Source organism: Clostridium sp. (assembly GCF_030532265.1).
In the GTDB taxonomy this organism is placed as follows: domain Bacteria; phylum Bacillota; class Clostridia; order Clostridiales; family Clostridiaceae; genus Clostridium.
In genome coordinates, this window is sequence record NZ_JAUNLM010000056.1 from 1 (window position 1) to 12,540 (window position 12,540).

General features: G+C 26.3%; 11 protein-coding genes and 2 pseudogenes. 2 read left to right on the forward strand and 11 right to left on the reverse strand.

Going from position 1 to position 12,540, the window contains the following annotated elements:
- Positions 1-220: 220 nt before the first annotated feature.
- The 4 genes from Q4E08_RS10135 to Q4E08_RS10150 all read right to left on the reverse strand — a co-directional run bounded on the left by Q4E08_RS10135 (position 221) and on the right by Q4E08_RS10150 (position 3,162).
- On the reverse strand, positions 221-676 hold the full coding sequence (locus Q4E08_RS10135; protein WP_303130683.1) for a peroxiredoxin: 456 nt from the start codon (positions 674-676) through the stop codon (positions 221-223).
- Between the two features lie 176 nt (positions 677-852).
- Positions 853-1,914 carry an endonuclease/exonuclease/phosphatase family protein gene (locus Q4E08_RS10140; RefSeq protein WP_303130685.1) on the reverse strand — a complete coding sequence of 354 codons (1,062 nt, stop codon included), beginning with the start codon at positions 1,912-1,914 and terminating at the stop codon, positions 853-855.
- 275 nt (positions 1,915-2,189) lie between these two features.
- On the reverse strand, positions 2,190-2,732 hold the full coding sequence (locus Q4E08_RS10145) for a DUF5662 family protein (protein ID WP_303130686.1): 543 nt from the start codon (positions 2,730-2,732) through the stop codon (positions 2,190-2,192).
- 85 nt (positions 2,733-2,817) lie between these two features.
- Entirely contained in the window at positions 2,818-3,162 is a 345-nt protein-coding gene (locus Q4E08_RS10150) for a hypothetical protein (RefSeq protein WP_303130688.1), read from the reverse strand.
- 116 nt (positions 3,163-3,278) lie between these two features.
- Between Q4E08_RS10150 and Q4E08_RS10155 the strand changes: the two are divergent.
- Both Q4E08_RS10155 and Q4E08_RS10160 read left to right on the forward strand, forming a co-directional pair.
- Positions 3,279-4,175: pseudogene (locus Q4E08_RS10155) on the forward strand (M15 family metallopeptidase); the annotation flags it as partial.
- A gap of 78 nt (positions 4,176-4,253) precedes the next feature.
- Positions 4,254-5,252, forward strand: a pseudogene (locus Q4E08_RS10160) (amidase domain-containing protein); the annotation flags it as partial.
- 44 nt (positions 5,253-5,296) lie between these two features.
- On the opposite strand, the gene Q4E08_RS10165 reads toward Q4E08_RS10160, so the two are convergent.
- From Q4E08_RS10165 to ygeW, 7 genes are all read right to left on the reverse strand, one after another.
- Positions 5,297-6,109, reverse strand: a complete 813-nt coding sequence (locus Q4E08_RS10165; protein ID WP_368410189.1) for an ABC transporter ATP-binding protein — start codon at positions 6,107-6,109, stop codon at positions 5,297-5,299.
- The gene (locus Q4E08_RS10170; protein WP_303130690.1) at positions 6,072-7,049 is read right to left on the reverse strand and encodes an iron ABC transporter permease; all 978 of its coding nucleotides are present in this window, start codon (positions 7,047-7,049) and stop codon (positions 6,072-6,074) included. The genes Q4E08_RS10165 and Q4E08_RS10170 overlap by 38 nt, the downstream gene beginning before the upstream one ends.
- Positions 7,049-8,080: an ABC transporter substrate-binding protein gene (locus Q4E08_RS10175; protein WP_303130692.1), complete on the reverse strand. Its 1,032-nt coding sequence runs from the start codon at positions 8,078-8,080 to the stop codon at positions 7,049-7,051. The genes Q4E08_RS10170 and Q4E08_RS10175 overlap by 1 nt, the downstream gene beginning before the upstream one ends.
- Positions 8,081-8,088: 8 nt before the next feature.
- On the reverse strand, positions 8,089-8,622 hold the full coding sequence (locus tag Q4E08_RS10180; protein ID WP_303130695.1) for a nucleoside-triphosphatase: 534 nt from the start codon (positions 8,620-8,622) through the stop codon (positions 8,089-8,091).
- A gap of 102 nt (positions 8,623-8,724) precedes the next feature.
- On the reverse strand, positions 8,725-10,116 hold the full coding sequence (locus tag Q4E08_RS10185; protein ID WP_303130697.1) for a uracil-xanthine permease family protein: 1,392 nt from the start codon (positions 10,114-10,116) through the stop codon (positions 8,725-8,727).
- A 66-nt stretch (positions 10,117-10,182) separates the two neighbouring features.
- Positions 10,183-11,115, reverse strand: a complete 933-nt coding sequence (arcC, locus tag Q4E08_RS10190; protein WP_303130698.1) for a carbamate kinase — start codon at positions 11,113-11,115, stop codon at positions 10,183-10,185.
- Between the two features lie 109 nt (positions 11,116-11,224).
- Positions 11,225-12,418 (reverse strand): knotted carbamoyltransferase YgeW, encoded by a 1,194-nt coding sequence (gene ygeW / locus Q4E08_RS10195; RefSeq protein WP_303130700.1) that lies wholly within the window; start codon positions 12,416-12,418, stop codon positions 11,225-11,227.
- Positions 12,419-12,540 lie beyond the last annotated feature (122 nt).

Genomic DNA, 12,540 nt, shown 5'->3' on the forward strand with positions numbered 1-12,540 from the left:
ACCACTAATAGTATATATCAAAAAAGGACATATATAAATATATTTTTCTATAAATAATAATAAAATTAATATTTTTTTACGATTTTATATATTTTTAATAAATTTAATAGAAAAATATACCCTTATTATAATCCATTTTATTATAATATTATTTAAAAAGCTAAGTAATAAAATTTAATTTTATTACTTAGCTTTTTAACTTTAATTAAACCTTATAAATTTATAATAAGCTTTCAACATGTCCTTTTACTTTTACTTTTCTAAAAATATCTTGAATTTTTCCATCTTCATCTATAACAAATGTACTTCTTTCAATTCCAAAAACTTTTTTTCCAAACATATTCTTTTCTTTTAAAACATCATATAACTTACAAACTTCTTCATTTTCATCTGATAAAAGTATAAATGGTAAATCATATTTTGTTATAAATTTATCATGAGATTTTAATGAATCTCTACTAACACCTAAAATAACTGTATTTTTATTTAAAAATGCTTCATGATGAGCTTTAAAATCTTGTGCTTCTAATGAACAACCTGGAGTATTATCTTTTGGATAAAAATATAGTATTACTCTCTTTCCTTTATAATCACTTAATTTATGTTCTTTTCCATCTGAACCCATTAAAGAAAAATCCGGTGCCATCATTCCAACTTCTAAAACTTTGTTTTCCATTTTATCACCTTCCAAATTACTATTTAATAATAATTATTATATAATAACTCATTGAATTTATCAACACTTTTACATGTTCATAATATATTCTACTCTAACTTATTTATTTTAATATTTAATTAACTAAAAAAATAAAGAATATAAAGTTTTATAAAACTTTATATTCTTTATTTATATTATTTCTTTAAACTAAATGTAAGTGTTGTTGGATTATGATCACTATATCTAAAATTATAATCTTTTCCATTAACACTTTTAACTTCTATATTATCTGACACCATAAATCCATCAATTACTGATCTTAAGTTTTTACCTTCAACATATGGATTCATAACAGTTCTATTGCTTGGTGTATCTTTATCTGCATAAATCTTAAAACCTGAAGGTACAAAATTATTTGGTATCTTTTGAAGCCAATCTGGATGTGACTCTGTTGTTTTAAAATTAAATGCATTAGTTCCTGGAAGTTCATGATTCCAGTCACCACCAAGAATTATATAATTTCCTTTTTTATATTCATTAACAACAAAATCTTGAATAAATCCTAATTGTACTTTTCTAACTTTTCCACCTTTATCGTAAGCTGAAAGGTGTGCATTTATTAAAACAAGTTCTCTGCCATTTGAAAGTTTTGCTCTATTTACTAACATACATCTATCAAGATCACCTAACTGTCTAAAGAAACTTTCTTTCCCTGGTAAGTCATATCTTGTTGCTGAATTAAAATCAAATTTTGACATAGTCATTATTCCACTTAAAACTTGACCATGTGGATGTGTTAATGGAAGCGGAACCCATGCCACATCAAAATTTTTTGCAAAAGAAGTGCTATAATCTGTGAATTTATCTTTTATACTTTCATATTCATTTACTTTATAACTTCTAGTTGCTTTTTTATCTAATTCTTGTAAAAAATAAAAATCTGAATTTAAATTTTTCATTATATTTTCTATGCCATTTAAATTTTCTAAAACTGCTTCTTTACTTATGGCCCTTGACATAGTACCACCATCCATAAAGAAATCAACATTTTTGTCCATTCCTGCATAGCCAACATTAAATGTTGTTAACGTATATTCTTTCTTAAACTCTAATATTTTCTTTTGATTATTATCTATTTGTACCTTTTCTTCAGCTTCTGGTCTGTAATCAGATACAATCATAAATATAACATAACCTATAACTAATATTAATAAAATACATAATATTCCTAATAACGATTTTAAAAATAATTTCATGCTGTTCCCCCTAAATTATGATTATACTATTATACATAATTTACGGTAATAAAAAAACATATTTAAATTATTTTTAAAATTTAAATTTATTTTTTATAATAAACTCTTTATGTAAATTCCAAGTGTTATCTTCCCATTTATATATACATATATTATCAAGATAGCAATTAAATTTATAAGGATTTTCATTAAAATAATTAAAAGCTTCCTTAAATAAAGGAAAGTATACCATATCTCATAAATATATCTCCTAAAAAATAAATTTATTTGTAAAATTAAACTAAAAAATCATCTTTTAAAACTACATTTTTTATATATTTTAAAGTTTTATCTTCTCCTTCATTAGCTAATTTCTTTAAAAGAAGTTCTAATAAAATCCTAGTATCTTCATGTAATAAATAATATTGCTTTCTTGCTTCATAATATTCTAAGGCGCTTTTATCAGTATATTTTTTCTTTTGATAATTCATTGAAGCACTCATTCTATCAATAAACATTTCAACTACATAATTTTTAGGCATTTTCATTCCCTGTAATCCATCATTAGGATTAACACCGTAATCTATCCAATACTCAAAATGATGTTTATTTCTTCCTTTATGATGTAACCATGCAGTAGACACCCCTTCTACCTTCTTTTGTATACCATTTGGACTTTCAATTCCTTTATAATACTTTATTCCTGCTTTAAATTCTATCCATGAGTATTTTGATAAATCATGTAGTATTCCTTGCTTATAAAGTCCAATTTTAAAACAATATTTCATAACTAATAATTTATGATTAGTTATTGTTTTAAAGTGTTTTATAGCATTCATTTAAATCCCCCTAAATTACTTTATATTATTAATTTTCAATTTAAAATCTATTTATTCATATTATAATTTCTTTATATATATTTTATTAAAAGCCAAATTCTGCTCTTCTTCTTTTATTTAAAAAATTAGCAAATCTCATTTTAAATCTTTCAGTTTCTTTTAGATCATAAAAATACATAAGATCTGAAGATAAAAATATTGTATCTAAAATTAAATATTTTAAATCCTTTAAATTAATTTCATTTTCATCCCCTGTTATAATTTCACTAGCTCGTTCCATTAAAACTTCAAACTTTTCTTTGTATTCTTTTAGACTAACTAATGTTTCATAATTAAATTCTTTTAAATCATCCTTAACTATATTATTAATTAAATTTATATATTCCTTACTCGCATTGTTATATTCTTCATATACATTTTGTAAATTCATAATCTTTTCTCTCTTCCATCTATAATTTTTAACTTTATTATTATTTTACCATATATAAAAATATTTGATTAAGGTTAAACTATTTTTGATACTTTTAAAAAAAGGTAGGTAATAATATGAAGAAAATTTTTAGAGTATTTATTTTATTTTTATCCATTAGTCTTAGCATTGAACTTATACCAAAGGCTTCAGAAAATAAAGATTATTTAACAGAAATGAAACAAGACATATTATCTATAATGTTAGCTTATCCAGGATATATAAAAGATTTAGAGCTTAAAGATAATAAAGTTTATTTAATTTTAAAATCAGGTAAAAAGATAATTTATGATGATAAAAAAGAAAAATCTCCAAATGAAAAACTTAATAATCCTGATATACAAGATATGTTAGAACAAGTTTATCCACTTGATAAAACTGATACTATATCTAAAGAATTTAATCCTGGTAGAATAAGACATTACGGCCTCTTAAATGAAGTTTATGGCTCCTCTAAAGCTTCTATTGAAAAAAACTTAATTAACTTAAAATATGGATATCCAAATTATCAATTCAATAAACAAAATAATGCAAATAAATCTTTAGAAAATGCTCTTAGAGAAGCAATAAATCTTGGTAAAACAAGAACTGATATAAATAATATATTATATCCTGCAAGTGGAACTTATAATTATAGAGTTATATCAGGCACTTCAAGATTAAGTCCTCATTCTTATGGAATAGCTATTGATTTAAAACGTGATGATAGAGATTATTGGAAATGGACTTCAAAAGAAAATGGTGAAAAAAGATTATCTGAATATCCAAGAGGATTAGTTAAAATATTTGAAGATAATAATTTTATTTGGGGTGGAAAGTGGGGATACTTTGATATACTTCACTTTGAATATAGACCTGAAATAATATTAAAAGCTAAGTACTTTGCAAACAATAATTCTTCTGATAATTGGTTTGAAGGAGTTCCTTTAACTGATGAAAATAAAAATTATATTTCCTTAATTGAAGACAAATTAAATAATACAACTACTTTTTCAAAACTTTTAGAAGATGACCTTAATAAAACTGATAATAATTCCTTAGAAAATATGCCATCTAAAGAAGAAATGAATGAATTAGTTAAAAATATATTTTTAACTAGAAGTAAAGGGACACTTACAAAAGATTTAAAAGGAATAGAATCTCTATATGATACATCAACTAAGTATGGAAAATGGGCATATGAATACGAAGAAAAAAAAGTTAAATATATAGATAATTGGGCTAAGAAACAAGGTGTTGAATTTACTCTTATAAAGCCAAAAATACTAATAAAAAAATCTACAATAAAAAAAGATGAAGCTTCCTTTGCTATAATATGTAATACAGAATATAACTATGTTTATAAAGATATTCCCAAGGAAATAAATAAATCTAAAATAGGAACATATCACTATCTTAAAATAGTTAGAAAAAATAATAAATGGTCAATTGTTAAAGAATGGTATAAAGATCCATTTGCAGACTCATTAAAATTAGAATCTTTAAAAACCAACGATATAACTAAATATATTAATAATCAAGTTCCAAGAAATCTTTCTAATCTTAATGAAAAAAGAAAAGGTGCAATTGCCTATGCTAAAGAATATTGTGGATTAGCTCATGATACTAAACTTGGATTAATATATAATAAAAATTATAGAGACTTTAATGCTGAAGGTGGAGATTGCGCAAATTTTGCTTCTCAAATCTTATATGAAGGCGGAAAATTTTCTAAAAATCGTACTTGGAATTATGATGAAAAAGGAAGTGCAACAGCTCCTTGGATAAATGCTGGAACATTTACTAATTATATGCTTTATAGCGGAAGAGCTAGCTTAATTGCTAGAGGAACTTATGAAAATGTTTATAAACTCTCATTTAAATTATTACCAGGTGATTTTGTTGCATACGAAAAAAAAGGTGATATTACACACGTTTCTGTAGTTACAGGATTAGATTCTAAAGGATATCCTTTAGTAACTTGTCATAACACTGATAGAAATGACGTTCCTTGGGACTTAGGTTGGAGTGATAAAAATATGAAATTTTGGATTATAAGAGTTCACTATTAATAAAATTACCTCGTAACCTTAAATTGTTACGAGGTAATTTTTATTTAATATATAAGCATCGGTCCTACTTTTGTTTCCATTATAGAAAAATCCTTTGAATAAACTCTTCTTAGCTCATTAATAAGTTTTTGTTGATACCCTTCTTTTCTACAATCTATAACTTGTGTAATTGTATTTTCATTTAATATATATATTTTGTCACTATATCTAAGAGCTAAATTTATATCATGTAATGTAAATAACGATATTAAGTTTTTCTCTTTAATTAACTTTATCATAAACTTAAATAAATCATGTTGCCTTACGCAGTCTAAAAATGTATTTGGTTCATCTAAAAGTACAATTTTACTTCTTTGCATAAGTACGCGCCCTAAATAAACCATACGTCTTTCACCACCACTTAAATCGCCTATACATTTATCCTTTAAATGATATAAATTCAATTCTTTTAAAATATCCCTAGCTTTTTCATAATGTTCACTACACGGCATTTCAAACATGCTTAAATAAGGAGTAACACCCATAGTAACTATATCTTCTACCGAATAATCCTGATTGCTATGAATATTTTGAGGAATAAAAGATATCATTTTTCCTCGTTCCTTATCTTTTAATTTTCTTAAATCTATATTATTGAAAAATATATCTCCAGATACATTATTTAATATTCCACATATAGATTTTAAAAGAGTTGTTTTACCTGCTCCATTTAATCCTATAAGCGTATTTACTTCACCTGGCTTTAAAATCATATTTATATCTTTTAAAACTTTTAAACTTCCATAATTAACATTTAAATTTTTTAATATTAACTTATCATTAAATTCTATTTTTATCGCCCCTTTTGTTAATAAGATACACTAAAAATGGCGCTCCAACTAAAGATGTTAATATACTTATAGGTATTTCTGTACTACTTATTGATCTTGCCAAAGTATCAGCTACAAGAAGTAAAATTGCTCCCATTAAAAGAGTTAAAAATATTGTTTTTGTTATATCATTGCTTGAATGAAGCTTTACTATATGTGGAGCTAAAAGTCCAATCCAACTAACTATACCGGCAACAGAAACTACTGAAGATACAAGTAATGTAGAAAATAATATAGCTAATATTCTAATTCTTTTTAAATTTACACCTAAAAGTTTAGCTTGAGTATCCCCCATAGTAACAACCTTTAATTGCCACTTAATTAAATTTATTGCAATCACACAAATTACAACTATTGGTAGTACATAAAAAACATCTTTCCATGTACTATTATGAAAACCTCCCATAAGCCAATACTCTATTGATGGTAATTCCTTATATGGATCTGCAAAATACTTAAATACCATTATAAGAGCAGATGCCAATGCACCTGTTACAATTCCTGATATAACTAAAGCTAACATTCTATTTTCTTTAACATTTTTAGCTAAGACTAATGAAAATATTACCGATAAAATTCCAAAAACAAAAGAATTTAATTGTATAGCTATAGGATTTGCTGCCATAAAAAGTATTGCAATAACAGCTCCTAATGAACACCCTGAGGTTAATCCTAACACATCTGGTGAAATTAATGGATTTTGGAATATATTTTGAAATACCATTCCAGCCAAAGCCAAAGCAGCTCCACTTATAACAACTAAAATTAACCTTGGTAATCTTATGTTGAATAAAATCATAAAATCTTGGCTATCTCTAAAATTAACTATAATATCTTTTAAATCAACCTTATATCTACCTGTAAATAAAGTAATAAATATAAGTAAAAATAATACTGTTATATATATTATCTTTTTATGCTTTTTCATTATAAACCTATGTCTTCCTTATTTACTTCAATACCATAAAACTTCTTATAAAAATCTTTTGCTGCTTTTTCATAATCTTTACTTGAATATACTTCAGGATATAAATTATTAACAGTCCATAACATACCAAGTGCTGAACTAGGTGTTGGATAATCCCATGGTTCTATTTTTGATGGGAATACATATACTTGTTTATTTTTTATAGCTTTTATACCTTGAAGTCTCTTATCTTTTAAAACATCATCTTTTGAATATTTTGCATATTCAACTATATAAATTTTATCAGGATTATATTTTATAAGCTCTTCAACTGATATGTTAGCCCAATATCCATCCTTTAAATTTGATGTTACATTTATTCCACCACAAGTATTTATTAAATAATTTTGATACATTTTTCCTGTACAAGTTCTTAGTACATTACTAGTTCCTGATAAATAAACTGATTTTTTATCTTTAATATTCTTTGTTAAATCTTTTACCTTATCTATAGTTTTATTATAATAATCAACTAGCTCTTTTCCTCTTTCTTCTTTTCCTACAGCCTTAGAAATAACATTTACAGTGTTAATAAAACCATCTAATGTTTCAGGCTCAATAGCTATTACTGGTATATTTAGTTTTTCAAGTTTAGGAATAAAATTCTTTAATCTTGTTGGTATTATAACTAAGTCAGCTTTAAGCTTTGCAATTTCTTCAACATTTATATTTTTAGCATTTCCTATTGATGGTAAATCAAGTATATTTTTAGCTGCCATTTTATAAAGCTCTCTAGTTTTAGCTTTTCCTTCTACTGCAACTAACTTATCTTGAACTCCAAGTGAAACTAATAAAGCAGTTGATATATAATAAGATGATGCAATTTTTTGTGGTGTTCCTTTTATTTCAACCTTTCTATCTAAAGCATCAGTAACTACAATATTGCTTTTGCTTTCTTTATTATCTTTAGAAGAACTGCTACATCCACCTAAAACTCCCATAAAAAATATCATACATAATAATAACGCTGTAAACTTTTTATATCTCCTCATAATACTCATCACCTTCCCATATATTTTTTTATTTCTTCTAAAATATAAAAATATATTTCATCTAATTGTTGATTATTTTTATTTTCTATATCAAAAACGATTATATCCTCCCTATTCTTTAAATAGTTTAAAAAACTATTATCTTTCTTTTTAATAACTCCTAATACTATTTTTTTAGATTCAATACAATTTATAATTTCCTTCTTAAATTCTAATGCGCCATCTTCTAATATACCTATTTCATCCATAAGTATTAATTTTGTATTTGAATACTTAATACTTTCTCTTAATATTTCACACCCTAAAACTTCAAATGTCTCTAATATAGGAATAGGTTTTTCATTTTCAAATTTTACAGAAATAGGACTGAAGTTATTCTTAGATTTTATATAACCTTCCATGTAAAAACCTTTATTTATATATTTTATAAAATAAGGTTTTGTTCTATAACCACTATATTTAATTTTTAAAGTATCTAATATTTTATTTATTAAAGTACTTTTTCCACAACCACTAATTCCTGTTAAAAATATATTCTTCATATTTCAAGTTCCTTGATAATTAATTATTCTTATAAAAATAGGTGTTAGAAAGTTATTCAATTCACTTTACTAACACCTAATATTTAAAATGTAAACTAATTTTTATTTTTGAATAACTTTCTCTTTTTCCTCTTCAAGTTCTTTCTCAAATTCTTCAGCACTTTCTATATCTTTTTCTGGAGTTGTTTCCTCCTTATCTTTTGGTAAAACTAAATTTAAAAATATAGCAACTAATGTTGTTACAACTATAGATGATTTACCAAATATAGAAATAGCCCAACTTGGGAATAATGCTAATGAATCAGGAACTTGTACTATACCAACACCAAGTGCAACTGATAATCCAACTATTGCAACATTTCTGTTAGTAAGTTTACTTTGTGAAATCATCTTAACACCAGTCATTGTTATAGTTGCAAATACAGATAAAGTTGCTCCTCCAAGTACACATTGAGGTATACTAGTTAATATAGCTGAAAACTTAGGTACTATACCTGATATAATAATTATTATAGATGCAAAAACAAATACTGATCTATTTATAACTTTATTAACAGTTACAATACCAACATTTTGACTAAATGTAGCTGTTGGCATACATCCAAAGAAAGATCCTAATATACTTGATACTCCATTTCCAATTATACCACCTGATAATTCTTCATCTGTTGGCATTCTATCCATACCACCACCTGTTGTAGCTGAAAGATCTCCAATAGCTTGTACTGAGTTTACAATATGCATTATAACCATGGAAATAATCGCTGTAGCATTAAATGTCATACCAAAATGCATAAATTTTGGCATTGCAAAATATCCAGCAGAAGTAACTGAATCAAATGAAATCATTCCTAGACATAATGCAACAATATAACCTATTACTATTCCAACTAATATAGAAGCAAGTTTTAATGTACCTTTTGTAAAATGATTTAAAAAAACAACTACTGCTAAAGTAATCATGGCTACTGCCCAGTTTTTTGGTGATCCAAAATCTGGACTTCCAGCACCACCTGCTATATATTTAATAGCAACAGAATATAGTGATAATCCTATTGAAAATATAACAGTTCCTGTTACTACTAACGGGAAAAATTTGGCTAATTTCTTAACAAAAATACCAAATATAATAGCAACAGCTCCACCTACTACTTGAGCACCAAATATAGTAGCTATATCGAATTCACCTGCTATCGCTGTTAAAGTTGGTACATAAGCAAAACTAACACCCATTATTATTGGAAGTCCTGAACCTATCTTTCTAAATAAAGGAAACAATTGAATTAAAGTTGCAATTCCTGAAAATATAAGTGATGTTTGAATAAGTAATATTTTATCATTTGGTGCTAAATTACATACACCTGCTACTATAATTGCTGGCGTAACACATCCTACTATCATAGCTACAACATGTTGTAGCCCTAATGGTATTATTTCTTTTAAACTTGGTCTTCCATTAAATTGGAAAAGTAAAGATTTTTCATTTAATTGCATAAGAGTCCCCCCATAAATTAATATACATATTATACGTTTACATAAACATGTATATTATATCAATGTTTATAAATTTCTTATTCTAGTTCCTGTATTTCCTTCTATTCCATCCTTAGCTTTCTCAAGAAGGGTAATTAATGAATATCTTCCTTCTTTAGATTCAGCAAAATCAACAGCCGCTTCAACCTTAGGTTTCATAGAACCTGGAGCAAAATGACCTTCATCTAAATATTTTTTCATATCATTAATATTTACATCTTCAAGCCATTCTTCATTTTCTTTTCCAAAGTTTATAGCAACTTTCTCTACTGCTGTTAAAATAATTAAACAATCTGCATCTAAATCTTTAGCTAAAGTACAACTTGCTAAATCCTTATCTATTACAGCACTTGCTCCATGTAAGCTATTTCCTTCTCTTACAACTGGAATTCCGCCACCACCGCAAGCTATTACAACTTGGTCATCTTCAACTAATGCCTTAATTGTATCTAATTCTACAATACTTACTGGTTTTGGTGAAGCAACAACTTTTCTATAGCCTCTACCTGAATCTTCTATTACTTTTTCTCCATTTTTTATAGCAATATCAGCCTCTTCCTTTGTCATAAAGCTTCCAATTGGTTTTGTTGGGTTTTCAAAAGCTTTATCATTAGGATCTACTTCTACTTGAGTAATTACTGTAGAAACAGCCTTTTTTATATTTCTATTTAAAAGTTCTTCTCTTATACTATTTTGTAAATCATATCCTATGTATCCTTGACTCATTGCTACACATACAGACATTGGACAAGCAGTATATTTAGGATTATTTTTAATAAATTCATTCATAGCAATATTTATCATACCAACTTGTGGACCATTACCATGAGATACAACAACTTGATTTCCCTCTTCTATTAAATCCACAATTGCTTTAGCAGTAGATTTAACTGATACCATTTGTTCTTCTAAATTGTTTCCTAATGCATTTCCGCCTAATGCTATTACTATTTTTTTCATAAATTATCCCCCTAATTGATACCATTTAAAATTTATAGCCTAAAAGTAAATTTAGGCCCTTACTAATTCTTTTTTAATTGATTTAATAAGAGCCTAAATGACTTATTTCTTACTTAAATTCTCTCATTTTATTTTGTGCTTCTAATTTAGCTAAAACTTCTTGTGGATTTTTTACTTTACTTAAGAAAATCATAGCTGCAATAATATATGGTTTAAAGCTTGCTTCTTTGTATAGAGGATCTCTGTATCTATCAAATACTGATCCATCAACTTCTCCTTCTTTACAGCTTACTCCAGTTATATCAGCTGGTAAGCAGTGCATATAAAGTGCTTTTCCATCCTTAGTTAATTTCATTAATTCTTCTGTACATGCCCAGTCTTTATGATTAGCATTTTGTGCTAATAATTCTTTTTCTAATTTATCTATACCTTCTTGATCTCCTTGAGCATATAATTCTGTACGTTTTTCCATAGCTACAAATGGAGCCCAACTCTTTGGATATACTATATCAGCATCTTTAAATGCTTCTTCCATTGAATTAGTTTTTGTAAATGATCCACCTGATTTTTTAGCATTTTCTTTTGCTACTTCTTCAACTTCTGCCATTACTTCATATCCTTCTGGATGAGCAAGTACAACATCCATACCAAATCTAGTTAATAATCCTATAATACCTTGTGGTACTGATAATGGTTTTCCATATGAAGGAGAATATGCCCAAGTCATAGCAACTTTCTTTCCTTTAAGATTTTCAATTCCACCAAATTCATTAATTAAATGAAGTGTATCTGCCATAGCTTGAGTTGGGTGGTCTATATCACATTGTAAGTTAACAAGTGTTGGTCTTTGTTCTAATACACCATCTTCATGTCCTTCTTTTACAGCTTTTGATACTTCTCTCATGTAAGTATTACCTTTTCCAATGAACATATCATCACGAATACCTATAATATCAGCCATAAATGAAATCATATTGGCAGTTTCTCTAACTGTTTCTCCATGAGCAATTTGTGATTTACCTTCATCTAAGTCTTGAACTTCTAATCCTAATAAGTTACAAGCTGATGCAAAACTAAATCTTGTTCTTGTTGAATTATCTCTAAATAATGATATTCCAAGTCCACTATCAAATATTCTTGGTGATATGTTATGTTTTCTTAAATCCTTTAAAGCTTCTGCAATAGTAAATACTGCTTCTAATTCATCATCTGATTTTTCCCAAGTTAACATAAAATCATTATTATACATTTCATCAAATTTTAAGCTGTTTAATTTTTCTATATATTTTTCCATTATAGCCATTTTTCTTTTCCCCTTTTCTCTAATAAATTATATGTTTGTTCTAATAAACTACTTAAACTAATATTTTTAAAAATTATTTATTATCTCTACAATAAATTGTTGGTACTGCTGCATAAACTGCT